This is a genomic window from Streptomyces sp. NPDC005863, from assembly GCF_042871345.1.
GTDB lineage: Bacteria > Actinomycetota > Actinomycetes > Streptomycetales > Streptomycetaceae > Streptomyces.
The window spans coordinates 34,722-60,380 of sequence record NZ_JBIAII010000015.1 but is presented as its reverse complement, the minus strand read 5'-3'; the positions used below and the strand labels follow the sequence as shown (position 1 = coordinate 60,380).

Sequence of the window (25,659 nt, the reverse complement as noted above, 5' to 3'; positions counted from 1 at the left end):
GGTAAGGTGTCCATCCCGGGCAGACCGGGGTCAGGCACGAAGGAGTGGGCGATGAGCGCGGCGGAGGAGACCGGCGGCGAGGAGCAGCCGTGGGGCGAGGTGAGCCCCGACGCGGCCAGGCGGCTGCTGGTCGCCGCCGTCGAGGCCTTCGCCGAGCGCGGCTATCACGCGACGACCACCCGGGACATCGCGGGCCGCGCCGGCATGAGCCCCGCCGCGCTCTACATCCACTACAAGACGAAGGAAGAGCTGCTCCACCGCATCAGCCGGATCGGCCACGACAAGGCGCTGGCCATCCTGCGCACCGCGGCGGACGGCGAGGGCGACGCCGCCGGGCGGCTCGCGGCGGCGGTGCGGTCCTTCGTCGGCTGGCACGCCGCGCACCACATGACCGCGCGGGTCGTGCAGTACGAGCTGGACGCGCTCGGCGAGGAGCACCGCACGGAGATCGTCGCGCTGCGCCGCGAGTCGGACGCGGCCGTGCGCGAGATCATCAACGACGGTGTGCGGGCGGGGGAGTTCGACGTCCCCGACGTGCCGGGCACCACGCTCGCGGTGCTCTCGCTCTGCATCGACGTCGCCCGCTGGTTCAACGCGGCGGGCCACCGGACGCCCGACGAGGTCGGCGCGCTCTACGCCGACCTCGTGCTGCGGATGGTGGGCGCACGGCCCGCGGAACCTCAGAAGTAGTAGCGCGACACCGACTCCGCCACGCACGCCGGCTTGTCGCCGCCCTCGCGCTCCACGGTGACCTTGGCCGTCACCTGTACGCCGCCGTCCTTGGTCGGCGAGACGTCCGTGAGCACGGCGGTCGCGCGCAGCCGTGAGCCGACCGGTACGGGGGAGGGGAAGCGGACCTTCTCCGTGCCGTAGTTGAGGCCCATCTTCATGCCCTCGACGCGCATCGTCTGCGGTACCAGGATCGGCAGCAGCGACAGCGTCAGATAGCCGTGCGCGATGGTCGTCCCGAAGGGGCCGTCGGCCGCCTTCTCCGCGTCCACGTGGATCCACTGGTGATCGCCGGTCGCCTCCGCGAAGAGGTCGATCCGCTTCTGGTCGATCTCCAGCCAGTCGCTGTACCCGAGCTGCTCGCCGACACCGGCGCGCAGCTCCTCGGGCGACGTGAAGATCCTCGGCTCCGCCATGTCCCTGGCCTCCTAGACGTATGCAGAAACGTACGCAGACTAAGCGCTTGCTCAGCATGCGGTGCGGGCCGACGCGTGTCAACGGACCAGCCAGTAGGTTTGAGGCGTGCCCCAGATCCCCGAGAAGGTCCACGAACTCACCGTCGGCCGCCTTGCCGACCGCAGCGGCGTCGCCGTCTCGGCCCTGCACTTCTACGAGTCCAAGGGCCTCATCACCAGCCGCCGCACCTCCGGCAACCAGCGCCGCTACCACCGGGACACGCTGCGCCGCGTCGCCTTCATCCGCGCCTCCCAGCGCGTGGGCATCCCGCTCTCCACGATCCGCGCGGCCCTCGACTCGCTGCCCGAGGAGCGCACCCCCACCCGCGAGGACTGGGCGCGCCTCTCGGAGGGCTGGCGCTCGGAGCTGGACAAGCGGATCAAGCAGCTGGGCCGGCTGCGCGACCACCTCACCGACTGCATCGGCTGCGGCTGCCTCTCCCTGGACACCTGCGTGCTCTCCAACCCCGACGACGTCTTCGGCGAGCGGCACAGCGGCTCCCGGCTCCTGGTGGAGCGCCGCCCCCGGAGCGGCTGACGCCGACCGGAGGCGGGGCGGGCGCGGGGCCGGCGCCGGGGCGGATCACTCGTACTCCGTGCCGCCCTTTCGGGTCAGATAGGCCGGGCTGACCGCCTTGGCGATGGCGCGACCGCCGGTCACCGGGCTGTACCGCTCCACGGCGGACCGGATCACCACGCCCTCGCGCAGATGCAGCTCCTGCCCGGAGACGGTCTCGCGGCCCGTCGCGAGCTCCAGGACGCGCGCGGCGTCGTAGGGGCCCTCGTACAGCCGGGGCACCAACGGCAGTTCACCGTCGAGCAGCTCGTGGGCGTCGAGCCAGTGGACCCGGCCGTCGATCTCCGCGCTGACGTCGAACACCGCGTACCCGAGTGTGTCGCGCCGCCCGTCCGCGCCGTACGCCAGGTCCTGCACCCCCGCGCCGTACACCTCGCCGAAGACACCGACCCGGCGTGCCCCGAGCCGCTCCGCGAGCTTCGCCGCCACGGCCGCGACGCCGTGCCCGCGGACCGCCCGCCAGTACAGGTTGCGCGGGTCCTCCTGCAGGGCGAGCGACTTGGCGCCGTAGCCCTTCGAGGAGACGTACACGCTCTCGCTCCCGGCGACGTAGGTGACCAGGCAGGCCGAGCCGTGCAGCTTCTCGGTCAGGACGACCGGCTCGCCGGGCTCGAAGACGTCGGGGTAGCGCTGGATGTTCTCGATGTCGACCCACGGCAGCAGGTCGGGCGCCGCCGCCACCTCGCCGTTCATCGTCGGCGGCACGGGCGGCACCCACTTGGTGACCCCGAGGAGATCCGCGAAGTCCGTGCCGTCGGCGGCCGCCCGCGCCAGGTCGACGCCGGCCAGCGCGGCCGGACGGCACACGATGCCCTGGGACAGCTCGCCGCGCAGCCGCACCGCCTTGACCCGGTCGTGGTTGCCGCCCGCAAGCCGCCCCGTGAGCCCGAGCTCCTCGATGAGCGCGGCCGGCAGCACCGACTGCTCGGGGATGTACACCGCGCTCTCACCGGTGCGGTAGACGCCCTTGGCGACGACCGCGCGGTACAGGCCCACCTGGGCCAGTTCGAGGGCGTCGGCGCCCGGATGCTCGTGGATCGTCAGTATCTCGGCGGTGACGCGCAGCGTCGACATGGACCGTTCTCCTCAGGGTTTCGCGGTGTCCGTCATCGCCGCACACTCTCGCGTGCCGCGAAATGGCATGACCACCGGATTTTCCCTGTGCTACGTCTAGCCGCGACCGTGGTCCGGGCATCAACGTGTCGGGTAGGCAAGGGAGTTCGCGGAGCACGCCGACGCCGATCGGGGGAGAGGCCGATGTCCGTTGTCATCTGCTCGCTGCTGTGGGACGCCGCACGCCACGGCCGGCAGGCCGTCAAGTACGACAGCGACGGCTACCACCTGGTGCGCTTTCCGTACGGCGCGGGAGACGAGTCCTACGACCCGTGGCACATGCACGACCCGTCCCAGGGCGCCGCCGCGCAGGCCACCACCACGCCCTCCAAGTTCCCCGACGCCCGCTCCGGGCTGATCTGGCCCAGCCACGAGGGCTGGGGGCTGCTCTCGGCGATGGTCTTCTGGGAGCCGGACGCCAAGGCGACGGAGTTCCGCGCGCGCTATGTCAGGGACCCGCTGGACCTGTCGACCGGGTACGACTCGACCGCCACGACCGACTCGACGCCCACCAGGGGAGGGCAGTACCGCACCTACCTCTGGCAGATGTTCGTGCACCCGGGCACGCCGCTGGGCCTGAAGATCTCGGCACGCGGCGTGGGAGACGTGAAGCGCCCCACGCCGCTGATGCACGCCCAGTTCAAACTGTCGATCCACACGGACGTGAAGACCCCCTGACCTCGATCGACGCCCCGCCCCGCCTCACGCCGACACCAGCGGCCGCAGCCGCCTCGCCTGGGCCTGCGCCACCGCGTCCGGGGTGAGGACGGGGGCGGGCACGACGATGCCGCAGCCCGTGCAGACCGCTCCCGAGGACGGGTGGTGCGCCAGGCCGTGCCGCCAGACCAGGCCGGTGTCCGCGCAGACCGGGCAGGCCGCGCCCGGCTCCCGCTCCAGCGCGGCGATGAGCCGGCGCAGGACCTCGGCGAGGGGCTGATGCGGATGGATGTCGGGGTCGTCGCACCAGGCGATGCCGAACCCGCCCCAGGTGCAGCGGTGCCAGTCGTCGACACTGCCCGGGCGCCTGAGCCCGTCGTGCTTCTCCTTGCGGCGGCGCTCCGCGAAGCCCGCCTCGTAGGCGAGCCAGACCGCCCGCGCCGCCTCCAGTTCGGTCAGCGCCGCCACGAGACGCGCCGGGTCGGGGGACCTGTCCTGCGGCCCGAACCCCGCCCGGGTGCACAAGTGGTCCCAGGTGGCCCGGTGGCCGTAGGGGGCGAACCTCTCCAGGCACTTGCGCAGCGAGTAGCGCCGCAGCGCCAGATCGCTCTGCGGATCACGCACCTGTCTCGCGAGACTCCGGAATCCGGCCATCGCCCTGCACCTCCGTCACACGTACTTCCGTACTGGTACCCGTGTTCCGCATTCGCCGGCGTCGATGTCGACCGATTCGAAACGACGTCGCCGAGTAGACGTATCGACACGCGATTCGGCTCCCTCATCGCGCGACTCTTTTTCGCCTGCCCTGGTGAGCTGGTGTGATGCCCACACAACGGGGGCGCGTTGTGGTGATTCGGAAAAGGCGACGCATGTTCATCTTTCCGCGTCGCCAACTCGCCAGTAGCCTCCGCCGCATCGGTCTTCCGCTGGATCCGTCAGGAGCACCCATGCGACGAGGCAACGTCAGGCTCAGAACTCTCACGGCGGGGGCGGTGCTCGCGCTCGGCGCCGCACTCCTCGCGCCGCTGCCGGGAGCCGCGGCCACGCCGCGGGGCCAGGCCCCGCGGGAGGAGGTCACCGACTACTGCGGGGGCCGGTGCGCGGACATCCTGCCGCCCGGCGCCAACGGCAACGCGACGCTCGCCGAGATCCTCGCCCACCGGCTCCTCGGCACCCAACCCGCGCACGCCGACGACCAGTTGGGCCCCTACGACGCACTCTCCTCCGGCTACCCGTCGCTCACCGACGACAAGCTGACCGAGTTCTTCGACGACGCGTCCTTCGGGGTCGGCGAGGGCCAGAGCGCCTCGGTGACCAGGCCGCGCGACGACGTGACGATCACCCGGGACAAGAAGCACGGCATCCCCCACATCAAGGGCACCACGCGCTACGGCACCGAGTTCGGCGCGGGCTTCGCCGCGGGCCAGGACCGGCTCTGGCTCATCGACCTGTTCCGGCACATCGGCCGCGGCCAGCTGACGTCGTTCGCGGGCGGCGCCCTCGCCAACCAGGGCCTGGAGCAGCAGTTCTGGCCGCAGGCCCCGTACACGGAAGAAGACCTGGAGAAGCAGGTCGAGTACATCAGGACCACCCAGGGCGAGCGCGGCAAGCAGGCCATGGAGGACGCGCAGGCCTACATCGACGGCCTCAACGCCTACCGCGTGAAGTCCAAGAACGGCCGCTACTTCCCAGGCGAGTACGTCCTCACCGGCAAGATCGACGCCATCACCAACGCCGGCGAGATCGAGCCCTTCAAGATCACCGACATGATCGCGCTGGCCTCCGTGGTCGGCGGGCTCTTCGGCAACGGCGGCGGCGGAGAGGTCGAGTCCGCGCTCTCCCTGCTGAAGTCCCAGCAGAAGTACGGCGTCGAGCAGGGCACCAAGGTCTGGGAGTCCTTCCGCGCCCGCAACGACCCCGAGGCCGTGCAGACCATCCACGACGGCACGAGCTTCCCGTACGCGGGCAAGCCCGAGAAGGCGCGCGGCACCGCCCTGCCCGACCCGGGCTCGGTCGAGCGCGAGCAGCTGGTGTACGACCGCACGGGCGGCGCGAAGAGCGGCGCCAAGGACCCGGTCACCGCCCCGAAGAAGCTGAAGCCGCTGCAGGGCATGTACGACAAGGGTGTCCTGCCGCCCGATCTGTTCCGGGCCGACGGCCACAAGAAGGGCATGTCGAACGCGCTGCTGGTCTCCGGCAAGCACACGGCAAGCGGCAACCCCGTCGCCGTCTTCGGACCGCAGACCGGCTACTTCGCGCCGCAGCTCCTGATGCAGCAGGAGCTCCAGGGTCCCGGCATCAGCGCGCGCGGCGTCTCCTTCGCGGGCGTCGGCATGTACGTCCAGCTGGGCCGCGGCCAGGACTACGCCTGGTCGGCCACCTCCGCGGGCCAGGACATCACCGACACCTACGCCGTCGAGCTGTGCGAGCCGGGCGGAGGCACCCCCACCAAGCGGTCGGCCGGCTACCTCTACCGGGGCACCTGCACGCCCATGGAGAAGATGGAGCGCAACAACGCCTGGAAGCCGACGCTCGCCGACTCCACGGCCGCCGGCTCCTACCGCATGCAGGTCTTCCGCACGAAGTACGGCGTCGTCACGCACCGCGCGGACGTCGACGGCAAGCCCGTCGCCTACGTCTCGCTGCGCTCCACCTACCGCCACGAGGCCGACTCGATCATCGGCTTCCAGATGCTGAACGACCCGACGTACGTCAAGGACGCCGACACGTTCATGAAGGCGGCCCAGCACATCAGCTACGCGTTCAACTGGTTCTATGCCGACTCGCGCGACATCGCGTATTACAACAGCGGCGCCAACCCCGAGCGCGCGGACGGCGTCGACCCCGCCCTGCCGGTCAGGGCCGGGCAGGAGTACGAGTGGCGTGACTTCGACCCGACCGACAACACCTCGGCGCAGACCCCGCCCGCCGAACACCCGCACTCCGTCGACCAGGACTACTACATCTCCTGGAACAACAAGCAGGCCAAGGACTTCAGCACCGCCGGCTTCGGGGTGAGCGCCGTGCACCGCGGCGACCTGCTCGACGGCCGGGTCAAGAAGCTCACCGAGGAGGGCGGCGTCACCCGCGCCTCCCTCACCCGGGCCATGTCGGAGGCGGCCGTCACCGACCTGCGCGGCGAGCAGGTGCTGCCCGAACTCCTGCAGGTGCTCCGCAGCAAGCCGGTCACCGACCCGCAACTGTCCCGGGCCATCGAGCAGTTGGACGCCTGGCGCAAGGCCGGCGCCCAGCGCAACCAGACCGCGGCCGGCTCCAAGGTCTACGCCAACGCCGACGCCGTACGGATCATGGACGCCTGGTGGCCCCGGCTCGTCGAGGCCGAGTTCAAGCCGGGCCTCGGCACGGAGCTCTACGAGGCGCTCACGTCCCAGCTGGCCACCGACGAGGCACCGTCCGCGGGCCACGGCCCGACCGGGGCGCATGCCGGGTCGGCCTTCCAGTACGGCTGGTGGGGGTACGCGGACAAGGATCTGCGCACGGTCCTCGGGCAGCCGGTGAAGGGGCCGTTGGCCCAGACGTACTGCGGCGGCGGGAAGCTCGACGCCTGCCGCGACAGCCTGCTCGCCACGCTGGGAGAGGCCGTCGCGAAACCCGCCACCGAGGTCTACCCCGGCGACGACGCGTGCACGGCGGGCGACCAGTGGTGCGCGGACTCGGTCATCCACCGGGCGCTGGGCGGCATCACGCACAAGCCGATCCAGTGGCAGAACCGCCCCACCTACCAGCAGGTCGTCGAATTCCCCCGGCACCGCCCGTAGTTACGGCAATCGCGAACCGGAGGTGTCAGGCGAGGGCGATCCGTCCCGCGGCGAACACGACACGCGCCAGCTCCTCGTGGCAGATGTCGCTGTGCGCGCCGGCGGGCGGGCCGCCCCGCCGCACCACCGAGGACACGTCGATGCTCACACACCCCTCGGCGGGCACCTGCTGGCCGAGCTCGATGCGCCGGGTGCCCGGCACGGCCCGGACGCCGTTGTAGCCGATGGCGCCCCACCGCTCCCACAGGTTCAAGAAGCTCGTGGAGTCGCCGGCCAGCTTCGACGCCAGCGGATACAGCCGCCCCAGCGCGTCGTCGAAGTGCGAGTGACAGGCGACCAGCGGGCCGTCGACGCGGTGCTGCATGCCGTGCAGGGCGCCGCCGCGGAACTTGTCGTGCGGCAGCCGCTCGGCGAACGTGTAGTGGGAGAAGGCTCCTTGGAGCAGCGTCACCGACTTCACCGCACGCACGTCCGCCGGCATGCCGCGCAGCGCGTAGGAGACGAGACGGCCGCCGAAGCTGTGGCCGATGAGGTGCACCCGGATGCCCGGCACATCCGCGGCGAGCAGCCCGATCGCGGGTCCGAGCCCCAACTGGCCCACCGCGCCCGCCCGTCGCTTCATCGCGTAGTACGTGCCCTGCCGCAGCAGTTCGTGGGCGCCGTCCCACAGCCGCTCCCGCAGCTCGCCGAGGAGCGCGGGCTCCCCGGTGTCCAGGCGTGCGGCGGCGAACACCTCGCAGACCTGCACCGCGTCGTCGGTGAGCATGGCGGGCTCGCCCGCGCCGGTGTCCTGGCCGAAGTGCCGGGCCGGATGCGTCTCGCGCAGGGAGACCAGCTCGCGCACCCGCCGGCCGAACTCGTAGACGCGGGACGGGACCCGGGAGCGCTCGGCGAGCAATTCGGCGATCCGGTCCAGCGTCACGCCGTGGTCGGGGAAGGCGCGGTCGAGCGCCTGCCGGGTCGCCGGGTCGAGGACCGGCTCGCCCGGCGGGGTGGCGGCGGACGGGGCGGCCGGAGCGGCCGACGGGTCGAAGTCGGGGATCGGTTCGTCGGGGAAGCGGATGGCCGGCCAGAGCACGCCGACGTACCCGAGGCGCACCCCGGGACCGCACAGGTCGCGGCAGGGCGTCAGGAAGCGCTGATACAGCTTGCGCGCGTCCTTCTGCTGGTTGTTCCAACCGTGCGCGAAGACCAGCAGATCGGTGACGCGTTCACGGTCCGCGCCGGACAGCAGCTGCGCGCGCTGCGCGGTGTCGACGTCGCCGTCGGCGTCGAAGGTCAATTCCCAGTAGGGCTCCACGCCCGGAGTGTCCTGCGCCCCGGGCCACCTGGCCAGATGCCGTGCACGACCTGCTGCCGGGGCCGGTTCCCACCCCCGCGGGAAACCGGCCCCGGCGCGGGCCGGGCACGAGTGGGAGTGGATCCGACCATTCCATGGGTACCGACAACACATCCAGTATTTTCTGGAAGAAATCCGTAGATAATCTGTGCTGAACTCCGGATCAGTTTCCCGCTGTGGTTATGCTGCATGGCCGCGAATGCGGCGGGATTCGGAGAGCGAGAGCGCGCACATGGAGTTATCAGGTCCGCTGCGATACCCCACGGATCTCCTCGACACCACGATGGACCAGCTGCGCACGCTGCTCGCGGTGCACGAGAGCGGCACGGCGCTCGCCGCCGCCCGGCTGCTCGGCCGCGAGCAGTCGAGCGTGCAGAAGCAACTGGACACGCTGAACCGCACGTTCGGGGCGCTGTGCGGCGAGGCGCTGGTCCTCAAGCGCGGCCGGGGCAAGGACGTCCTCTTCACGGCCACCGGCCAGGCCCTGGTCGACCTCGCGCGGCGCACCCTCGACCAGTGGACGGAGGGCATCCACGACGCGGGCCGCCGGCTCGGCAGGACCCTCTCGGTGGGCTCGACCCGCTACACGCTGGGCTTCCTCCTCGACGCCGTGGAGCGCGTCGGCGAGGCGTACGAACGGCGGGGCGTGGACCTGAAGGTGACCCATGTCCGCACCGGCGACCTCTTCGCCAAGCTGCAGGCCAAGGAGCTGGACCTGGTCTGCGGCAGCATCGTGGTCACCGAGGGCCAGGAGGCGGAGCTCGATCCGTACGAGATCATCGAGTGGCGCCGCAGCGGTCTCGCGCTGCTCACCAACCTGCCCGAGGACAGGCTGCCCGGCCCGTCCGTCACCGCGGGCCGGCTCCCCGGTCTGCCCCTGGTGATCTCCACGGGCGGCCTCATCGGCCGCTGCCTCACCGCCTGGTACGGCGCCGACTACCGCCAACAGCTGTCCGTGGCCGCCGAGATAGAGGCCGCGCACTACGGCTTCGAGCTGCTGCGCTCCGGTGTGGTCAGCGGGGCGATGCTGGTCACCCGGGGCATCGGGGACGCCGCGGAGAACGGCGCTCTCCCCGAGGCGGCCGGACTGCGCCGCCTCGACGTCATCGGCGACGTCGGACCGCGGACCGATGTGCTGGTGGGTGTCTTCGTCCGGCGCGGCGACCGGGCCGCGTACGGACCGGGGCATCCGCTGAATCTGCTGTGGAACGCGTTGTCCGGCGAGAATCAACGCTGGTGGCTCAGCCGCTGAATTCCCCCGCCCGGAAATTCGGCGGGGGAATTCGGAACGCCGCTCAGGCCAGTTCCCGGTCCCGGGTCTCGGGCAGCGCGAGGACGCAGAGGAGCGAGACGACCGCCATCGCGCTGACGTACCAGCCCACCGACGAGGAGCCGAACGCCGACTGCAGCCGCGTCGCCACCAACGGCGAGACCGCGCCGCCGAGCACCCCGCCCAGGTTGTAGGCGAGCGAGGCCCCCGAGTAGCGCACGTTCGTGCTGAACAGCTCGGGCAGATAGGCGCCCATCGGGCCGTAGATCACACCCATGCAGAACAGCGCCCCGCCGATCCCGAGGGCGATGAGCACGGGCTGTTCGGTGTCGAGGAGCGGGAAGAGCACGAGCCCCCACACCGCCGCGAGCCCCGTACCCGCGAGGACGAGGCGGCGCCGCCCCGCCCCGTCGGAGCGGGTCGCGGCGAGCCAGGTGCCGGCCGCGAGGAAGAGGCAGGCCACCAGGGAGAGGCCCAGCATGGTGTTGCGGGAGATGTGCAGGGTGCCGGTGGCGTAGGAGAGGCAGTAGGTCGTGGCGGTGTAGAAGAGGCCGTACGCGACGATCATCGCGCCCGCGCCGAGCAGCAGTTCGCGCGGGTGGCGGCGGAGCACGTCGAGCGCGGGCGCCTTGCTCGCCTCGTGCGCGGCCATGGCCTTCGCGAAGACCGGCGTCTCGCTGATCCGCAGCCGTACGAACAGGCCGACGCCGACCAGCAGGAAGGAGAGCAGGAACGGCACCCGCCAGCCCCACGAGCGGAACGCCTCGTCGGAGAGGGCCGCGGAGAGCAGCCAGAAGACGCCGGTGGCCGCGAAGAACCCGACGGACGGGCCGAGTTGGGGGAAGGCCGCGTACAGTCCGCGTTTCTTGCGCGGCGCGTGTTCCACCGCGAGCAGCGCCGCGCCGCCCCACTCGCCGCCGAGCCCGATGCCCTGGAGGAACCGGAGCAGGATCAGCAGCAGTGGGGCCCAGAAGCCCCACGTGCCGTAGCCGGGCAGCAGGCCGACCAGCGCGGTGGAGAGACCCATCAGGAGCAGCGAGGCCACCAGGACGGACTTGCGCCCCACCCGGTCGCCGAAGTGCCCGAAGATCACCGAGCCGACGGGCCGCGCCGCGAACGCCACCGCGTACGTGGAGAACGACGCGAGCGTGGCGTTGACCGGGTCGAGGGTCGGGAAGAACGCCTCGTTCAGGACGAGGGCGGCCGCGGTCCCGTAGATGTAGAAGTCGTAGAACTCGATGGCCGTCCCGATGAAGGAGGCCACGGCCACCCGGCGCAGCCGCTCGGGAGGCGCCTCCGCGCCCTGGACCTGGGGGTTCTCTGTTGCTGTCGCTTCGCTGTGCACGAGCGGCACTCTCTTGGTGGATGCAGGGGGCAGTCAATACCTGGGACGCGGTGTCTCGGAGCGTGAGACCGGGCGCGCAGGAGCGGTGTGCGCCCGCCGGGTTCCGGTACCCCCCGACCCCCTTTCGCCACGACATACCGACTGGTTAGTCTGCCGGGGAGGCCGAGCCGCTGGCGAAGGAGAACCATCGTGGAGACCCTGCAGGACAAGGGAGTAGTCGTCACCGGCGGAGGAGGCGGCATCGGTGCCGCGCTGGCCCGCCGGTTCGCCGCCGCGGGAGCGCGCGTCGCCGTCAACGACCTGGACGGCGCCAAGGCGAAGGCCGTCGCCGACGAGGTGGGCGGCGTCGCCGTGCCGGGTGACGCGTCCACGATCGTGGAGCAGGCCCGCGAGGCGCTCGGCGGCACGATCGACGTGTACTGCGCCAACGCCGGGCTCGGCTCCGGCGGCAGCGAGGCCGCGCCCGAGGAGGTGTGGGCCGCGGCCTGGGACGTCAACGTGATGGCGCACGTACGGGCCGCGAACGCGCTGCTGCCCGGGTGGCTGGAGCGCGGCGAGGGCCGTTTCGTCTCGACGGTCTCCGCGGCCGGCTTGCTCACCATGATCGGCGCCGCGCCGTACAGCGTCACCAAGCACGGGGCGTACGCCTTCGCGGAATGGCTCTCGCTCACCTACCGCCACCGCGGCGTCAAGGTCCACGCGATCTGTCCGCAGGGCGTGCGCACCGACATGCTCGCCGCCACCGGCACCGCGGGCGACCTCGTGCTCACCCCCACCGCCATCGAACCCGCCGACGTCGCCGACGCGCTCTTCGCGGGCATGGCCGAGGATCGCTTCCTGATCCTGCCGCACCCCGAGGTCGACGCCTACTACCGGGCGCGCGCAGCCACCCCCGACACCTGGCTGACCGGCATGAACCACCTGCAGCAGAAGTGGGAGGCGACGCAGCGGTGAACGACCTTCCCCCCACCGGGTCCCCGTACGCGGCCAAGCCCTGGCTCGCCCGGCTCAACGACGCCCAGCGCGGCCCCGTGCACCCCGCCGCCTCCGTGCCCCACGCCTTCCGGGCGGCCGTCGCGCGGACCCCCGAACACACCGCGCTCGCCTACTTCGACGGCAGGCTCAGCTACCGCGAGACGGACGCGCTCTCGGACTCCGTCGCCGGACACCTGGCCGCGCGCGGCGTCGGCCGCGGCGACCGCGTCGCGATCCTCCTGCAGAACACCCCGCACTTCGTCCTCGCGCTGCTCGGCGCCTGGAAGGCGGGCGCGACCGTCGTCCCGGTCAACCCCATGTACAAGACCGCGGAGGTCGGGCACGTCCTTGCGGACGCCGGGGTGAGCGCGCTGATCTGCGCCGACCGCGCCTGGGAGACGTATCTGCGCGACACGGCCGCCGGCTCCGCGGTGCGCGTCGTCCTGACCGCCTGCCAGCTCGACCTGCAGAGCAGGAACGACACCCGCGTCCTCGACCTCGAACGGCTGCCCGTCCCCGACGACGCCGACGACCTCGTCGCGGTCGCACGCCAGGGGCTCCCCGCCCCCGGCGACCGCGAGCTCGGCCCCTCGGACGTGGCGCTGATCAGCTACACCTCGGGCACCAGCGGCACCCCCAAGGGCGCCATGAACACGCACGGCAACATCACCTACAACGCCGAGCGCCAGCGCGTCGGCGCCGGGATCCCGGAGGGCGCCTGCTACTTCGCGATGGCGCCGCTCTTCCACATCACCGGCATGGTCGCCCAGGTCGCCGCGTGCATCGCCAACGCGGGCACCCTCGCGCTCGCCTACCGCTTCGAGGCCGGCGTGGTCCTCGACGCCTTCGCCGAGCACCGCCCCGCCTACACGGTCGGGCCCTCCACCGCGTTCATGGCGCTGGCCGCCCACCCGGCGGCGACCCGCGCGCACTTCGACTCGTTCGCGATGATCTCCTCGGGCGGCGCGCCGCTGCCGCCCGCCCTGGTGGAGAAGTTCCGCGCCGCCTTCGGCCCCTACCTGCACAACGGGTACGGCCTCACCGAGTGCACCGCGCCCTGCGCCTCCGTGCCGCCGGGCCAGGAGGCGCCCGTCGACCCGGTCTCCGGCACCCTCGCGGTCGGCGTCCCGGGTCCCGAGACGGTCGTACGCATCCTGGACGACGCCGGCCAGGAGGTGCCGTACGGGGAGCACGGCGAGATCGTCGTGCGCGGACCCCAGGTGGTGCCGGGCTACTGGCGGCGCGCCGAGGCCACCGCCGAGGCCTTCCCCGACGGCGAACTGCACACCGGTGACATCGGGTTCATGGACCCGGCCGGCTGGCTGTACGTCGTCGACCGCAAGAAGGACATGATCAACGCGTCCGGCTTCAAGGTCTGGCCGCGCGAGGTCGAGGACGTCCTGTACGGCCATCCCGCCGTGCGTGAGGCGGCCGTCGTCGGGATACCCGACAGCTACCGGGGCGAGAGCGTCAAGGCGTACGTCAGCCTGCGTCCGGGCACCGGCACGGGCCCCGACGAGCTCACCGCGTACTGCAAGGAGCGGCTCGCCGCGTACAAATACCCGCGCGACGTGGAGATCCTGCCGGAGCTGCCGAAGACGACAAGTGGGAAGATCCTCCGGCGGGAACTGCGTTCCCGCGCATCGAACGACACGTGACGCGAAAGGCAGGTGGCGGCAGTGGCCAGAACGACGGACGGTGACGGCACGCCCGTCCCGCAGCGCCTGCTGGCCGCCGCCACCAGGCTCTTCGCCGACCGCGGCTACGACCGCACGTCGGTGCAGGAGATCGTGGAGGCCGCCGGCGTCACCAAGGGCGCGCTCTACCACTACTTCGGCTCCAAGGACGACCTCCTGCACGAGGTCTACGCCCGGATGCTCCGCGTCCAGCAGGAGCGGCTCGACGCCATCGCCGACGCGGACGCCCCCGTGGAGCGGCGGGTGCGCGACGCCGCCGCGGACGTCGTGGTCACCACCATCGACAACCTCGACGACGCGTCGATCTTCTTCCGCTCCATGCACCACCTCAGCCCGGAGAAGAACAAGCAGGTCCGCGCCGAGCGGCGGCGGTACCACGAGCGCTTCCGCGCGCTGATCGAGGAGGGCCAGGAGGCCGGGGTCTTCTCCACCGCGACCCCCGCGGACCTGGTGGTGGACTACCACTTCGGCTCCGTCCACCACCTGTCCACGTGGTACCGCCCGGAGGGCCCCCTCACCCCACAACAGGTCGCGGACCACCTGGCGGACCTGCTCCTGAGGGCCCTACGGGCCCCGTAGGGCCCTCAGGGGCGCGGCGACCCGTGCGCGGAGCCTCAGAGATACCGCTTCAACTCGCGCCGCGCGAGGGACCGCTGGTGCACCTCGTCCGGCCCGTCGGCCAAACGCAGCGTCCGCGCCGCCGCCCACAGCTCGGCCAGCGGGAAGTCCTGGCTGACGCCGCCCGCGCCGTGCAGCTGCACCGCGCGGTCCAGGATGTCGACCACCGCGCGCGGCGTCGCGATCTTGATGGACTGGATCTCCGTGTGCGCACCCTTGTTGCCGACGGTGTCCATCAGCCAGGCCGTCTTGAGGACGAGCAGCCGCAACTGCTCCACGGCGACCCGCGCGTCCGCGATCCACTCCTGCACGACGCCCTGCTGGGCCAGCGGCTTGCCGAACGCGGTACGGGCCACCGCCCGCTCGCACATCAGCTGGATGGCCCGCTCCGCCATGCCGATCAGCCGCATGCAGTGGTGGATGCGGCCGGGGCCGAGCCGCGCCTGCGCGATGGCGAAGCCGCCGCCCTCCTCGCCGACGAGGTTCGACACCGGCACCCGGACCCGGTCGAAGACGACCTCCGCGTGACCCCCGTGATAGTGGTCCTCGTACCCGTACACCCGCATGGCACGGCGCACTTCGAGGCCCGGGGTGTCGCGCGGGACCAGGACCATGGACTGCTGGCGGCGGATGTCGGCGCCGTCCGGGTCGGTCTTGCCCATCACGACGAAGATCTCGCAACGGGGGTTCATCGCCCCGGAGATGTACCACTTGCGGCCCGTGATGACGTAGTCGTCGCCCTCCCGCTCGATGCGGGTGGTGATGTTGGTGGCGTCGGACGAGGCCACCTCGGGCTCGGTCATCGCGAACGCCGAGCGGATCTCACCGGCGAGCAGCGGCTCCAGCCAGCGCTTCTGCTGCTGTTCGGAGCCGAACTGCGCGAGCACCTCCATGTTGCCGGTGTCGGGCGCCGCGCAGTTCAGCGCGGTGGGCGCCAACTGCGGTGAGCGGCCGGTGATTTCGGCGAGCGGCGCGTACTGCAGGTTGGTCAGGCCGGCTCCGTGCGCCGCGTCGGGCAGGCTGTGCTCATCCACGAAGAACAGGTTCCACAGGCCCTGCCTGCGGGCCTCGGCCTTCAACTCCTCGACCACGGCCGGGGTGTCCCACGGCGAGGCCAGCCCGGCGCGCTGCTCGTCGGCGACGGCCTCGGCCGGGTACACGTGCTCGTCCATGAAGGCGAGCAGCTTGGCGCGCAGCTCTTCGGTGCGGGCGTCGAATGCGAAGTCCATGGCGCTGTCTCAGCCTTCCTGTCGTGCCCGGAGGGTCTGCCCCCGGAGCGTGGCGCGGCCGTGCTCGATGAACACGGGCACCAGCTCGCCGATCCGGTCGAATCCCGCGCCGACCGTCTGGCCGAGCGTGTAGCGGTAGTGGATGCCCTCCAAGATCACGGCGAGCTTGAACCACGCGAACGCCGTGTACCAGGAGACGGCCGACACGTCGCGCCCCGAGCGCGCGGCGTACCGCTCGATCAGCTCGGCCGGGTCGGGGTGGCCCGCCGCGCCCGCCGTGGTGCTGACCGGGGAGTCCGGCACCTCAAGCTTCGCGCTGTACATCACCAGCAGACCCAGGTCGGTGAGCGGATCGCCGAGCGTGGACATCTCCCAGTCGAGGATGGCCCGGATCCGGTCGTCGTCGCCGATCAGGACGTTGTCCAGGCGATAGTCGCCGTGCACGACCGTCGGCGCGGGGGAGGTGGGCAGGGCGCGGCCGAGGGCGGCGTGCAGCTCGTCGATGCCGGCGAGCTCGCGGTTGCGGGAGGCGTCCAGCTGCTTGCCCCAGCGGCGCAGCTGCCGGTCGAGGAAGCCATCGGGACGCCCGAAGTCGCCGAGCCCGACCGCCGCCGGGTCCACGGCGTGCAGGTCGACCAGGGTGTCGACGAGACCGAGCACCGCGTCCCGGGTGCGCTCGGGGCCGAGCGGCGCCAGCTCGTCGGCGGTGCGGTACGGGGTGCCGTCGACGAACTCCATGACGTAGAACGGCGATCCGATGACGGTCTCGTCCTCGCAGAGCAGCACCGGCGCGGGCACCGGTACGTCCGTCGGGTGCAGCGCCTCGATCACCCGGTGTTCGCGCCTCATGTCGTGCGCGGTGGCCAGCACGTGGCCCAGCGGGGGCCGCCGCACCACCCAGCGTGCGGCGCCGTCCGTCACCGCGTACGTGAGGTTCGACCGGCCGCCCTCGATCAGCCGGGCGGTGAGCGGCCCGCCGACCAGGCCGGGCCGCTCGCGGTCGAGGTAACCGCGTACGTGGTCGAGGTCGAGGCCCGGCGGGTGGTCTGCGCTCATCGTCTGCTCCTGATCGGACGGGAGGTGGCGATGCCCCCTCGTGGTCCCCTCATGATGCCGACCAGTCGGTATGTCGTCCAGAGGCTGCCGGGCGCGGAGCCCCCGGAAATGCGTGATCCCCCGCACCAGCCTGCCATTCGGGGCCGGTACGGGGGAGTCACGGGACGCGTGCGGGGGAGGGGTCAGTGGTCGTCCCAGTGCCCGTCGTGTGCCGCGTGCCGGTGTCCGTCGTGGAGGTAGTCGACGTGGTCCCCGTGCGCCACGGCGTCGTGGCCGCAGCCGTCCCCGTGCTGGTGGTCGTGGCTCTGGTGAGCGGAGTGACCGGCCGGCTCGCACTCGTCGTAGTGGTCGGAGTGCAGACGGTGCAGGTGGCCGTCGTGCGCGTAGTCGACGTGGTCGCCGTGCGGCACCTCGGGGTGGCCGCAGGCCGGGCCGTGGATGTGGTCGTGCACCGGGTGTTCGTGGTGGAGCGTGGTCATGACGCGCACCTTCTGTGACTGCCGGAGGGGGTTGACCCTCTCAGGCTAGCCCCTGATGCCCCATTAATTCCGTTATGGAACCCTTGGCGATGTTCCCTTTCCCGCCGTTTCCCCGACCCTGCGAAGGCGACCCGATGAAGGCGACCCAATGAAGGCGACTCGATGAAGGCGATCAGCTACCGCGGCTACGGCGGACCCGACGTCCTGGAGTACGGGGAGGTGCGCGACCCCAAGGTCGGCCCCGACTCCGTCCTGGTGAAGGTGCGCGCCGCGGCCGTGAACCCCGTCGACTGGAAGTGCCGCGAGGGGCACCTCGACGGGCTCATCGACCCCGTCTTTCCGGTGATCCCAGGCTGGGACGTCTCCGGTGTGGTGGTCCAACCGGGCGCCTCGGTACCGGAGTACGAGGTCGGGGACGAGGTCATCGGCTATGTGCGCGAGGACTTCCTCTCGCGCGGCACCTTCGCCGAGTACGTCGCGGCCCCGGTGCGCACTCTCGCCCGCAAGCCGCGCAACCTCACCTTCGCGGAAGCCGCGGGGCTGCCGCTCGCCGGGCTCACCGCCCACCAGGTCGTCGGCGACGCGCTGGGGGTGACCGAGGGAGACGTCGTTCTGGTGCACGCGGCGGCGGGCGGCGTCGGCTCGATCGCGGTGCAGCTCGCCCGGCACGCGGGCGCCCGCGTCATCGGCACCGCGAGCGAACGCAACCACGACTTCCTGCGCGAGCTCGGCGCCGAGCCGGTCACCTACGGGGACGGCCTCGTCGACCGGGTCCGCGCGCTCGCCCCTGACGGCGTCGACGCGGCCTTCGACACGGTCGGCGGCGCCACGCTCAAGGCCTCCGCCGAACTGCTCGCGCCCGGCGGCCGGTTGGCGTCCATCGCGGACGGCGGGGTGGTCGACCTGGGCGGCGTCTACTGTTTCGTACGCCCCGACGCCGCGGACCTCGGGCACCTCACCGAGCTGGTGGAGCAGGACGTGGTGACCGTCCACGTCGACCGGACGTTCCCGCTGGAGCGCGCGGCCGAGGCGCACCGGCTGAGCGAGGAGGGCCGCACCCGCGGCAAGATCGTCGTCACGGTGGACTGGGAGGACTGAGCCCCGGGAGCCGAGAGGCCGGTACGCGCCGCACCGGGGCCACCCCAGGAGCCCTCAGACCACCATCGCCGCCGCGCACACGGCCAGCGCGAGCGTGCACAGCGCCGCCGTCCGCGCGGCCCGCAGCGTCATCGTCCGGGGCTCGCGCGTGGTCAGGGCCACCATCCTGCGGTGCGCGACGGCGAGGAAGCCCAGCCACAGGAGCAGACAGACCGCGCAGGCCAGCACGCCCGGCGCGGTCGCCCCGGAGTGCAGCACCGCGCGGGCGGCGAGCACCGCGGCGACCGTGGCCGACAGCGTCGTACGGCGCCAGGCGAGCCGGGTGCGCTCCGGCTGCAGCCCCGGGTCGCGGGCGTCGTCCTCGCCGGCCGATGTCACCCCGCCCACCCGAAGAGGACGACGATCACCATGGCGAGCGCCACCACGGCCACCGCCAGGCTCAGCACCGTCGGGAAGCGGCCGGCCGGCAGGTCCTCGCCGCGCCGCATGGCCCGCTCGCAGCGCACCCAGTGGTCGACCGCGCGCAGTGAGCAGAGCACGCCCGCGGCGAGCAGCGCGAGGGCGAGCCCGATCCGCCACCCCCAGCGCAGGTCCGGCAGGAACTGGTCCACGGCGAAGCCGCCGCCGATCAGCGCGAGGGCGGTGCGCAGCCAGGCCAGGAAGGTGCGTTCGTTGGCGAGCGAGAAGCGGTAGTCGGGGGTGTCGCCCTCCTCGCGGATGCGCTCGGGGGCGAACCACAGCCTCAGGCTTTGTACGAAATTGCTCACGGCCGCACCATAAGCCGTGCCGCCCGGCCGGTACGGAAGGGGCCGCACGGTGCCTCACGCGCCGGGCGTGAGACCGTCAGCCGCCCGCGCGGAACGCCCGCAGGCGACGGTGGGCGGCCAGCCCGTCCGGCACCCACTCCCACTCGGCCAGCCGCTGCTCCAGCTCCTCGTCGGTGAGGAACGTGTGCCAGGCGACCTCCTCGACCTGCGGGTCCACCGGCAGGTCGCAGCGGACCTCGTAGAGGTACGACCACCAGCTGTGCCCCGCGCCGTCGTCGTACAGGAACGTGAACAGCGGGGTGGGGCGCGGCAGTCCGTGCACCCCGAGCTCCTCCTCGGCCTCGCGCAGGGCCGCGTCGTCGCACGACTCGCCCGCGCCGACCACGCCGCCGACGAACATGTCGTACATCGAGGGGTAGACCAGCTTGGTCGCGGTGCGGCGGTGCACGAAGAGGCGGCCCCAGGCGTCACGGACCTGGATGGACACACAGCGGTGGCGCAGCCCGCGGGCGTACGCCTCCCCGCGCGGGGCCGCACCGATCACCTGGTCGTTCTCGTCGACGATGGTCAGCATCTCTTCGCGGGGATCGGGCGCGGGCCCACGGGACGACGTCATGGACCCATCCAACCGCACACCCACATCACTCCCATCACACGCTCGACCTCACTGCCCCATGACGTACTGCACGGTGGGACCGGCCGTCCAGCCGCCGTCGACGGCGAGCTCAGCGCCGGTCACGTAGGACGCGGCTTCGGAGAGCAGGAAGACCACGGCGCCCGCGATCTCGTGGGCCTCGCCGACCCGGCCCATCGGGGTGTTGGGGTAGTTGCCCGCACCCTTCTCGATGCCGACCTGGGCGGTCATCGGGGTGTACGTCATGCCGGGGTGGACGGAGTTGACGCGGACGCGGGCCGTGCCGAGCTCCACGGCGCCGATCTTGGTGAGGCCGCGGACGCCCCACTTGGAGGCGCCGTACCCGGCGGTGAGCGCGAGGCCCATCAGGCCCGCGGCGGAGGAGATGTTGACGATCGAGCCGCCGCCGGCCTCCTTCATGGCGGGCACGGCGGTCTTCATGCCGATGAACACGCCGGTGAGGTTGATGTCGAGGACCTTGCGGAAGTGCTCGACGGACTCCGACTCCAGGAACTGGCCGGTGGATATCCCGGCGTTGTTGACCAGGCCGTGCAGGTCGCCGAACTCGCGGACCGCGAAGTCGACGACGGCCCGCCAGTCCTCCTCGGAGGTCACGTCGTGGCGGACGAACCGGGCACGCCCGCCGAGTTCGGCCGCGGTGGCGCGCCCCTCGTCGTCGAGCACGTCGGTGAGGACGACGTTCGCTCCCGCGGCGACGGCCTGGCGCGCGGCCTCGGCGCCGAGCCCGCGCGCGGCGCCGGTGATGACGACGGTCCGGCCGGTGAGGTCGTGCGGGTTGGTCTCCTGCGGGTTGGTCTCGGGCTGGCTCATGAGGTGTCTCCAGGTCCAGGGGTGGGATGCGGCGCCCGCAGCAGCGCCGCGGTGGTCTCGACGAGGTCGGCGAGGAGGACGTCCTCGCCGGTCAGGGGGGTGGTGCCGGCCAGGTACTGGCGGGCGCGGTCGGCCAGGGCGGCGCCGATCAGAGTGAGGGCGAGGTCGAGCCGTTCGAGCCGCAGCGGCTCCGGGAGGCCGGGCGCGAGCCGGGCGACCTGCTCCTCGATCCGCCCGATGAGCGTCCAGTAGACGGTGCCGTCGAGGGTGGGGTGCGGAGTGCGGGTACGGACGCCGCTCTCGTGGCTGAGCTGGGCGGAGATGCGGAGGCAGCGGCAGCCGCGTTCGGTACGCAATTCGCCGGCCTCGGCGCTCACGAGGGCGGTGAGCAGCCCACGCAGCCCGGCCCCGGTGCCGCCGACCCGCTCCAGCTCGACGCCGAGCACCTGCTCCGTACGGCGCTGACGCTCCGCCATGACGGCATCGAGCAGCCCGGCCCGTGAGCCGAAGTGGTACTGCACGGCGGAGGGATTGCCCTGCCCCGCAAGCCGAACGATGTCCCGCAACTGGGCCCCGTCCACCCCTTGAGCGGCAAACACCTCCTCACCGGCGCGCAGCAATTTCTCGCGGGTCGCGGAACCGGATGTAGGGGCCATGGGTACGAGTGTAATGCTGGCCATTATTAAAAACGAGCCCTGGCGAAGGACATCAGAGCCTGTCCGGCGTCTGAGGACGAGCAAGGCGCAGCCGGCGACGGAAATCAGAGCCCGTCCGGCGCTTGAGGACGAACTCGGCGGAGCCGGTGACGGAGATGGAAGCCTGTCCGGCGCTTGAGGACGAGCAAGGCGAAGCCTGCGACGTAGAGTAGGAGCCCGTCTGGCGTCTGAGGACGAACTCGGCGGAGCCGGTGGCGGAGATGGAAGCCTGTCCGGCGTTTGAGGACGAGCAAGGCGCAGCCGGCGACGGAAATCAGAGCCCGTCCGGCGCTTGAGGACGAACTCGGCGGAGCCGGTGACGGAGATGGAAGCCTGTCCGGCGCTTGAGGACGAGCCAGGCGCAGCCGGCGACAGTCACCGTCAACGGCGGTGAAGCACCCCCACAGGCCCCCGGCCACGACCCGGCATGGCCGGATGCATCCCGAGCAGCACCACCCCCACCACCACGGAGGCCAGCCCCGCCGCCTCCCAGGCGAGCGCCCCCGTGTCGGTCCGCAGCCGGTCGCCGAGGAACCCGACGCCGCAGGCGATCCCGGCCAGCGGCTGCGTGGCCGTCAGCGCGGGCAGCGACATCCGCAGCGGCGCCGTCTCGAAGGCGCTCTGCACCAGGACGAGCCCCACGACGCCGAGGACGAGCACCCCGTACGGCTGCCAGCCGGTGAGCACCTCCATGAGCCCGCCCTCGGCGAACCGGTCACCCGTCACCCGGGTCAGCGAGTCCTGCACCCCGTAGAGCAGCCCCGCCGCGACCGCCAGCAGAGTGGGCGCCGCGCCGAGCCGGGACTTCTTCGCGTACGCCGTCAGGACCAGCGCCGCACCCACCATCACCCCGACGATGAGCCAGTGCCGCAGCGGGCTGGTGACCGCGTCGCCGCCGCGTGGCTCGCCCGCCACAATGAACGCCGTGACCCCGCCCGCGAGCAGCACGAGTCCCGCCCACCCCTGCCGGCCGAGCGGCTGGCCGGTCTGGTGGCGGGAGAGCGCGAGGGCGAACAGCAGCTGGGTGGCGAGCAGCGGCTCGACGAAGGAGATCTCCCCGCGGCCCAGGGCGAGCGCGCCGAGCACCATCCCGCACACCATCAGCCCGATCCCGGCCAGCCAGCGCGGCACCCGTACCAGGTCCAGGAGGAGCCGCAGCGACAGGAAGTCGCTCAGCGGCGCCCGGCGGGCCACGTTCTGCTGGAGCACGAATCCGAGGCCGAGACAGCAGGCGGCACCGACGGCGAGGGCGAGGACCAGGACCGACACGTCACATACCTGAGGAGTGGGGGCGGAGGGGTTCTGACCGGGAGGGAAGGGGCGAGTGGGACGGGAAGGGTCAAGCCGGGGTGGAAGAGGGAGACTTGGCCCGACGATAGCGGCGATCCGTGCGCGCCGCTCCCCGGATCTTGACGGGTTCCCCCTCTCTGTCGGTTGACGTGCGTCACTCGGCTCTCCAGGATTCGACCTGTCCGGGATCTGACCGGTCGGTAACCTGGCAAGGCCCTGTCGAGGAGGACGAGCGCCATGGCGTACGACGCAGATGTGATCGTGATCGGAGCGGGGCTCGCCGGACTGGCGGCGACCGCGGAGCTCGTGGACGCGGGGCGCCGCGTCATCCTCGTCGACCAGGAGCCCGAGCAGTCGCTCGGCGGGCAGGCGCACTGGTCCTTCGGCGGCCTCTTCTTCGTCGACTCGCCGGAGCAGCGGCGGCTGCGGATCAAGGACTCGCACGCGCTCGCGCTGCAGGACTGGATGGGGACGGCCGGGTTCGACCGTCCGGAGGACCACTGGCCGCGCCAGTGGGCCGAGGCGTACGTCGACTTCGCCGCGGGCGAGAAGCGGTCCTGGCTGCACGGGCAGGGCGTGCGCTTCTTCCCCGTGGTCGGCTGGGCCGAGCGCGGCGGCTACGACGCGCAGGGCCACGGCAACTCCGTGCCGCGCTTCCACATCACCTGGGGGACCGGGCCGGGGCTGCTCGCGCCGTTCGTGCGGCGGGTGCGCGCCGGGGCGGCCCGGGGGCTCGTCCAGTTCCGCTTCCGGCACCGCGTCACGGGGCTCGGGCGCAGCGCGGGCGACGTCGACACGGTCAGCGGCGAGATCCTGGAGCCGTCGTCCGTGGAGCGGGGCCGGGCCAGCGGCCGCGCGGTGACCGGGAGCTTCGAGTTCCGGGCCCAGGCGGTGATCGTCACCTCGGGCGGCATCGGCGGCAACCACGACCTCGTCCGCGCGCACTGGCCCGAGCGGCTCGGCACCCCGCCGGAGAAGATGATCTCCGGGGTGCCCGCGCACGTGGACGGCAAGATGCTCGGCATCGCCGAGGAGGCCGGCGGCCGGCTCATCAACCGCGACCGGATGTGGCACTACACCGAGGGCATCGAGAACTGGAACCCCATCTGGGAGCGGCACGGCATCCGCATCCTGCCGGGGCCCTCGTCGCTGTGGCTGGACGCCCGCGGCGACCGGCTGCCCGTGCCGCTCTTCCCCGGGTTCGACACGCTCGGCACCCTCGACCACATCATGAAGGCCGGGTACGACCACACGTGGTTCGTGCTCAACCAGCGCATCATCGGCAAGGAGTTCACCCTCAGCGGGTCGGAACAGAACCCCGACCTCACCGGCAAGTCCGTGCGCGGCGTCATCGACCGGGCGCGGGCCGACGTGCCCGGCCCCGTCAAGGCGTTCATGGACAACGGCGTCGACTTCGTCGTCGAGAAGGACCTCGGCGCGCTGGCGCGCGGCATGAACGCGCTCACCAAGGAGCCGCTCATCGACGAGGCCGCGCTGCGCCGCACCCTCGCCGCGCGCGACCGCGAGATCGCCAACCCCTTCACCAAGGACCTCCAGGTGACGGCCGTCCGGGGCGCCCGCAAGTTCCTCGGCGACCGGCTCATCCGCGCCGTCGCCCCGCACCGGATCCTGGACCCCGCGGCGGGCCCGCTGATCGCCGTGCGCCTGAACATCCTCACCCGCAAGACCCTCGGCGGCCTGGAGACGGACCTCTCCTCGCGCGTCCTGACCGAGGGCGGCGAGCCGCTGCCCGGGGTGTACGCGGCCGGCGAGGCGGCCGGGTTCGGCGGCGGCGGAGTGCACGGCTACCGTTCGCTGGAGGGCACCTTCCTCGGCGGCTGCCTCTTCTCCGGGCGCACGGCGGGCCGCGCCGCCGCCCGTGCGGTGAACTGACCGGACGGACGTCGAGCGGGACGAAGTGGGCGGATCGTGGGACGAGTTGGTGAAAGGGGTTGACTTCGGCCGGCCTTGACGCGGAGCCGTGCCTACCGGTTTGCTGTGCGTGATCATTCGTACGCAAACCGCGCCCGGGGAGGACGTCCCGCGGTGTCACCACCCCCACCCCCACTGGGGCGTTCCCGCCGAAAAGCCGCAGGGCACGCCTTCGACGCCGCACTCGACGACACCGAACTCGCCACCGCCCGCACGGCATTGGCGCAGGGCCGCTGGACCGAGGCCCGCGCGCTGCTCGCCGCGACCGGCGACGACTGGGACCGCAGGGGCCACCGCTTCGACGTCCTCGCCCAGGAGCCCACCACCACCGCGTGGGCCCGCGACTGGCGGCTCGCCGAACCCGAGAGCCACGACGCCGAGATGCTGCTCGCCTTCGCCGCTGTACACCGGGCGCTGCGCGGCAAGGAGCGCTCCGACCGGGCGAGGGAGCGGTGCCGCGCCGCCGCGGCCGGTGCCCCCGCCGACCCGACGCCCTGGCTCGCGCTGCTCGTCCTCGAACGCTCCCTCGGCCGCGAGGAGGACGTCGTACGCCTCTTCGACGAGGTGCGGCACCGCCACGCCGAGCACCACCACGCCCACCATCTGATGGTGGCCAGGCTCGCCGAGCGGCGCCCCGGCGCCGGCCAGGATCCGCTGCACGAGGTGTACGACTTCGCCGCCTGGGCCGCCGAACAGGCCTCCGCCGACTCGCCGTTGGCGGTCCTGCCGGTCATCGCGCACGCCGAGCGCTACCGCGTCCTCGCCGCCGCGGGCCTGGAGTCCGCCGACCCCGTCAGGTCCGGGCACTGGGCGGGGCGGCGCGCCCGCGGGGTCATGAAGGGCGCCTTCGACTGGTGGCTGGAGTGGCGGACGCCCGAGGGGCCGGTCCACCCCCGCTGCCTCGTCGACCTCAACTTCCTCGCGCACGCCAAGTCCGGCGAGGGCAGGGCCGCCGAGGCCGCCGCGCTCTTCCACCGCATCGGACGGCACGCGACCCCGGGCCCCTGGTCGTATCCGGACCGGGACCCCTACGCGGCGTTCCGCGCCGCCCGGGCCGCCGCGTTCGGCGCGGCCTGACCCTCCGCCCCCGACCC

25 protein-coding genes are annotated in these 25,659 nt (G+C 72.2%); 11 read left to right on the top strand and 14 right to left on the bottom strand.

Going from position 1 to position 25,659, the window contains the following annotated elements; all coding sequences use genetic code 11:
* Positions 1-51 precede the first annotated feature (51 nt).
* Positions 52-690, top strand: coding sequence for a TetR/AcrR family transcriptional regulator (locus ACFYO9_RS35195; protein ID WP_355810117.1), 639 nt, complete (start codon positions 52-54; stop codon positions 688-690).
* Here ACFYO9_RS35195 and ACFYO9_RS35190 read toward each other — a convergent pair.
* Positions 681-1,145 carry a MaoC family dehydratase gene (locus ACFYO9_RS35190; RefSeq protein ID WP_355810119.1) on the bottom strand — a complete coding sequence of 155 codons (465 nt, stop codon included), beginning with the start codon at positions 1,143-1,145 and terminating at the stop codon, positions 681-683. The genes ACFYO9_RS35195 and ACFYO9_RS35190 overlap by 10 nt on opposite strands.
* 106 nt (positions 1,146-1,251) lie before the next feature.
* Here ACFYO9_RS35190 and soxR point away from each other — a divergent pair, with 106 nt between their 5' ends.
* On the top strand, positions 1,252-1,722 hold the full coding sequence (gene soxR / locus ACFYO9_RS35185; RefSeq protein WP_355810122.1) for a redox-sensitive transcriptional activator SoxR: 471 nt from the start codon (positions 1,252-1,254) through the stop codon (positions 1,720-1,722).
* 45 nt (positions 1,723-1,767) lie between these two features.
* Here the strand turns inward: soxR and ACFYO9_RS35180 are convergent, their stop codons facing one another.
* Positions 1,768-2,835, bottom strand: coding sequence for an RNA ligase (ATP) (locus ACFYO9_RS35180; RefSeq protein ID WP_355810124.1), 1,068 nt, complete (start codon positions 2,833-2,835; stop codon positions 1,768-1,770).
* A 183-nt stretch (positions 2,836-3,018) separates the two neighbouring features.
* Here ACFYO9_RS35180 and ACFYO9_RS35175 point away from each other — a divergent pair, with 183 nt between their 5' ends.
* On the top strand, positions 3,019-3,552 hold the full coding sequence (locus tag ACFYO9_RS35175; RefSeq protein WP_355810127.1) for a hypothetical protein: 534 nt from the start codon (positions 3,019-3,021) through the stop codon (positions 3,550-3,552).
* A gap of 24 nt (positions 3,553-3,576) precedes the next feature.
* On the opposite strand, the gene ACFYO9_RS35170 is transcribed toward ACFYO9_RS35175, so the two are convergent.
* A complete protein-coding gene (locus ACFYO9_RS35170; protein ID WP_355810130.1) occupies positions 3,577-4,185 on the bottom strand; it encodes a hypothetical protein in 609 nt (202 codons plus the stop codon).
* A 293-nt stretch (positions 4,186-4,478) separates the two neighbouring features.
* Between ACFYO9_RS35170 and ACFYO9_RS35165 the strand changes: the two genes are divergently transcribed.
* Positions 4,479-7,310: a penicillin acylase family protein gene (locus ACFYO9_RS35165; RefSeq protein ID WP_358777961.1), complete on the top strand. Its 2,832-nt coding sequence runs from the start codon at positions 4,479-4,481 to the stop codon at positions 7,308-7,310.
* Between the two features lie 25 nt (positions 7,311-7,335).
* Here the strand turns inward: ACFYO9_RS35165 and ACFYO9_RS35160 are convergent, their stop codons facing one another.
* On the bottom strand, positions 7,336-8,610 hold the full coding sequence (locus ACFYO9_RS35160) for a serine-threonine protein kinase (RefSeq protein WP_358777960.1): 1,275 nt from the start codon (positions 8,608-8,610) through the stop codon (positions 7,336-7,338).
* Positions 8,611-8,881: 271 nt separating this feature from the next.
* Between ACFYO9_RS35160 and ACFYO9_RS35155 the strand changes: the two genes are divergently transcribed.
* Positions 8,882-9,901, top strand: coding sequence for a LysR family transcriptional regulator (locus ACFYO9_RS35155; protein WP_355810137.1), 1,020 nt, complete (start codon positions 8,882-8,884; stop codon positions 9,899-9,901).
* A 43-nt stretch (positions 9,902-9,944) separates the two neighbouring features.
* Here the strand turns inward: ACFYO9_RS35155 and ACFYO9_RS35150 are convergent, their stop codons facing one another.
* The gene (locus ACFYO9_RS35150; RefSeq protein ID WP_358777959.1) at positions 9,945-11,264 is read right to left on the bottom strand and encodes an MFS transporter; all 1,320 of its coding nucleotides are present in this window, start codon (positions 11,262-11,264) and stop codon (positions 9,945-9,947) included.
* Between the two features lie 186 nt (positions 11,265-11,450).
* Here ACFYO9_RS35150 and ACFYO9_RS35145 point away from each other — a divergent pair, with 186 nt between their 5' ends.
* From ACFYO9_RS35145 to ACFYO9_RS35135, 3 genes are read left to right on the top strand one after another with little or no spacing between them, the layout of a single operon-like run.
* Entirely contained in the window at positions 11,451-12,218 is a 768-nt protein-coding gene (locus tag ACFYO9_RS35145) for an SDR family oxidoreductase (protein ID WP_355810614.1), read from the top strand.
* On the top strand, positions 12,215-13,897 hold the full coding sequence (locus ACFYO9_RS35140; protein WP_358777958.1) for an AMP-binding protein: 1,683 nt from the start codon (positions 12,215-12,217) through the stop codon (positions 13,895-13,897). The genes ACFYO9_RS35145 and ACFYO9_RS35140 overlap by 4 nt, the downstream gene beginning before the upstream one ends.
* Positions 13,898-13,918: 21 nt before the next feature.
* On the top strand, positions 13,919-14,515 hold the full coding sequence (locus tag ACFYO9_RS35135; RefSeq protein ID WP_355810144.1) for a TetR/AcrR family transcriptional regulator: 597 nt from the start codon (positions 13,919-13,921) through the stop codon (positions 14,513-14,515).
* Positions 14,516-14,550: 35 nt separating this feature from the next.
* On the opposite strand, the gene ACFYO9_RS35130 is transcribed toward ACFYO9_RS35135, so the two are convergent.
* The 3 genes from ACFYO9_RS35130 to ACFYO9_RS35120 all read right to left on the bottom strand — a co-directional run bounded on the left by ACFYO9_RS35130 (position 14,551) and on the right by ACFYO9_RS35120 (position 17,318).
* Complete coding sequence (locus ACFYO9_RS35130; RefSeq protein ID WP_358777957.1) at positions 14,551-15,783, bottom strand: acyl-CoA dehydrogenase family protein; 1,233 nt, start codon at positions 15,781-15,783, stop codon at positions 14,551-14,553.
* A 9-nt stretch (positions 15,784-15,792) separates the two neighbouring features.
* Complete coding sequence (locus ACFYO9_RS35125; protein WP_358777956.1) at positions 15,793-16,839, bottom strand: phosphotransferase family protein; 1,047 nt, start codon at positions 16,837-16,839, stop codon at positions 15,793-15,795.
* A 182-nt stretch (positions 16,840-17,021) separates the two neighbouring features.
* The gene (locus ACFYO9_RS35120; protein ID WP_358777955.1) at positions 17,022-17,318 is read right to left on the bottom strand and encodes a hypothetical protein; all 297 of its coding nucleotides are present in this window, start codon (positions 17,316-17,318) and stop codon (positions 17,022-17,024) included.
* A 162-nt stretch (positions 17,319-17,480) separates the two neighbouring features.
* On the opposite strand from ACFYO9_RS35120, the gene ACFYO9_RS35115 reads away from it, so the two are divergent.
* Positions 17,481-18,416, top strand: a complete 936-nt coding sequence (locus ACFYO9_RS35115) for an NADP-dependent oxidoreductase (protein ID WP_358709738.1) — start codon at positions 17,481-17,483, stop codon at positions 18,414-18,416.
* 54 nt (positions 18,417-18,470) lie between these two features.
* Here the strand turns inward: ACFYO9_RS35115 and ACFYO9_RS35110 are convergent, their stop codons facing one another.
* The 6 genes from ACFYO9_RS35110 to ACFYO9_RS35085 form a co-directional block, all read right to left on the bottom strand.
* Positions 18,471-18,803 carry a DUF202 domain-containing protein gene (locus ACFYO9_RS35110; RefSeq protein ID WP_355810157.1) on the bottom strand — a complete coding sequence of 111 codons (333 nt, stop codon included), beginning with the start codon at positions 18,801-18,803 and terminating at the stop codon, positions 18,471-18,473.
* Positions 18,791-19,183, bottom strand: coding sequence for a DUF202 domain-containing protein (locus tag ACFYO9_RS35105; protein WP_355810159.1), 393 nt, complete (start codon positions 19,181-19,183; stop codon positions 18,791-18,793). Before ACFYO9_RS35105 ends, ACFYO9_RS35110 begins: the two co-directional genes overlap by 13 nt.
* Positions 19,184-19,259: 76 nt before the next feature.
* A complete protein-coding gene (locus ACFYO9_RS35100) occupies positions 19,260-19,799 on the bottom strand; it encodes an NUDIX domain-containing protein (protein WP_358777954.1) in 540 nt (179 codons plus the stop codon).
* A gap of 48 nt (positions 19,800-19,847) precedes the next feature.
* The gene (locus ACFYO9_RS35095; RefSeq protein WP_358709736.1) at positions 19,848-20,648 is read right to left on the bottom strand and encodes a glucose 1-dehydrogenase; all 801 of its coding nucleotides are present in this window, start codon (positions 20,646-20,648) and stop codon (positions 19,848-19,850) included.
* Positions 20,645-21,304 (bottom strand): TetR family transcriptional regulator, encoded by a 660-nt coding sequence (locus tag ACFYO9_RS35090; protein ID WP_358777953.1) that lies wholly within the window; start codon positions 21,302-21,304, stop codon positions 20,645-20,647. Before ACFYO9_RS35090 ends, ACFYO9_RS35095 begins: the two co-directional genes overlap by 4 nt.
* A gap of 420 nt (positions 21,305-21,724) precedes the next feature.
* Entirely contained in the window at positions 21,725-22,612 is an 888-nt protein-coding gene (locus tag ACFYO9_RS35085) for a DMT family transporter (RefSeq protein WP_358777952.1), read from the bottom strand.
* 258 nt (positions 22,613-22,870) lie between these two features.
* On the opposite strand from ACFYO9_RS35085, the gene ACFYO9_RS35080 reads away from it, so the two are divergent.
* Positions 22,871-24,526, top strand: coding sequence for an FAD-binding dehydrogenase (locus ACFYO9_RS35080; protein WP_358777951.1), 1,656 nt, complete (start codon positions 22,871-22,873; stop codon positions 24,524-24,526).
* Between the two features lie 153 nt (positions 24,527-24,679).
* Positions 24,680-25,642, top strand: a complete 963-nt coding sequence (locus tag ACFYO9_RS35075; protein ID WP_358777950.1) for a hypothetical protein — start codon at positions 24,680-24,682, stop codon at positions 25,640-25,642.
* Positions 25,643-25,659: the final 17 nt, after the last annotated feature.